Annotated in this window: 1 protein-coding gene; it reads right to left on the bottom strand. The window is 44.3% G+C overall.

Annotated elements, in window-relative coordinates; genetic code table 11:
- A partial coding sequence (gene ltrA / locus EKL97_RS15490) for a group II intron reverse transcriptase/maturase (protein WP_126556152.1) occupies nt 1–1,316 on the bottom strand: 1,316 nt, incomplete at its 3' end.
- Nucleotides 1,317–1,816: the final 500 nt, after the last annotated feature.

The following is a 1,816-nucleotide window of genomic DNA, read 5'->3' as shown; positions in this document are numbered from 1 at the left end:
CACACCACCGTACGTACGGGTCTCGTATACGGCGGTTCGCAAAGTGATGGGTTGAGTTCCATGTAAATCTCCAACATCGATTGATAGCCTTTCTTCTTAAGTCGCAGTAGGGTAATTGTAGTGGTTAGAATCGGACTCTGAGCAATACGCCATCCTCCTTTTCTGGTTCTGCTCCAAGCATAGGCGTGGTCTTTGTCAATTCCTAGTCGCATCAGGTTTTTCCTTTTGCGTTCGGGCTTTTTCCAGTCCGTCCAAATGCAGTAGCGCAGACGGTTGCGCAACCAACCATCAATATCTCGTAACTTTCCTTGAATACTTGTCCCTCGAAAATAGTTTAGCCATCCCCGTTGGATTTCGTTGATTTTTCGGATGCGTTCCTCGAAACTCTTTGGTGCGGTTTTGCGCGTCACTTCTTTTAGACTCTGTTTGAGTTTTGCCCAAGCTTTGTCCCCTACCGTTAGTTGATACCTGCCTTTTACCCCTTTTTGATAAGTCGATGCAAACGAAAATCCCAATATCGTGAACTGAATCGGCTTTCTAATTCCGCTCTTTTCCAGATTAATGGTCAGTTTCAGCTTGTCTTTCAAAAACAGAAAAATAGCGTTTCCAACCGTTTTGGCTTGGGTTTTCGATTTGGTGTAGATACTAAAATCATCGGCATAGCGAACAAACTTCAAGCCTTTTCTCGTCAGTTCTTTGTCCAATTCATGGAGCAAAATGTTTGACAAAAGCGGACTTATCGGACTTCCTTGCGGGACTCCTTTTCGTCGTTTGACTAGTTTTCCTTTGATCAGTATTGGCACTCGCAACCATTTGCGGATTAATCGCAAAGTTGTTGGACATTTTACCTTTTGGTAAATTAGGTTCATCAGCAAGCAATGGTCGACTTCATCAAAGAAGGTCTTTAGGTCAATATCTACAATATAATTGTAGCCTTCGTGAATATTTCCCAAAGCTTTGCCTACCGCTTGGCGGGCGTTTTTGTTGGGTCGGAATCCGAAGCTATTAACGCTAAAATCCTTTTCAAATCTCGGCATCATCGCTTGCGATACGGCTTGTTGAAGCAGTCTGTCAACTACTGTTGGAATTCCTAAGAGACGGAACTTTCCGCCTCCTTTTGGAATTTCCACACCAAGAATGGGTTGCGGCAAGTAACGGTCATTCTTAATATCCTCCAACAATGCAGACTTGTGTTCACGGAAATAATCCGCTAGTTGAATGGTTTTTAGTCCATCAACGCCCGCACTGCCTTTGTTCACTACTACTTGACGTAGTGCCTTTTGGAGATTGTAAGGATGTGTTACTTGTCCAATCATACTTGCTGTTTTACATTAAATTCTTCCTGTTCCGCTTTTTCAGGGCTATAACTTGCGTCATTCCGATGAAAATTGAGAACCACTTGCGTTGGGTCCTTCCTTGTTTGTGAGGCCTATACCGTTTCTGTTGGTAACTCGTTGCCCCAAGTACTATGACTTCTGCTGACTTCTCCACCCAACCACTCGTGGTTGTGAAGACCTCCCTCGGTAAGCACTTCCTCTTTCTGTCTATCCCCGACGCATCTACTAACTAAACCTGTTGTCTAAAGGCTTTGCATTGCTGTGCATGCTTACCCAATTTAGCTAGCCTCTTATGCGCTTTGTGTTCCTCGGTACAGACTTTTGCCGTTTGGCTTCCTTCACTGCATGGGTCGCCCCAAACCAGCTTACCACGTGCTAATCGGCTCAATATAAATCAACAACTTGCCGATAAGGGACTTGCACCCTATAGATAAAATTCCTACTTTTGAGGAATTGGAAGTGCATGCAAGGCACACACA

It is taken from the genome of Flavobacterium sp. LS1P28, from assembly GCF_003970335.1.
In the GTDB taxonomy this organism is placed as follows: domain Bacteria; phylum Bacteroidota; class Bacteroidia; order Flavobacteriales; family Flavobacteriaceae; genus Flavobacterium.
Note: the sequence above shows the minus strand (reverse complement) of the source record. Positions and strands in the feature narration are given on the sequence as shown.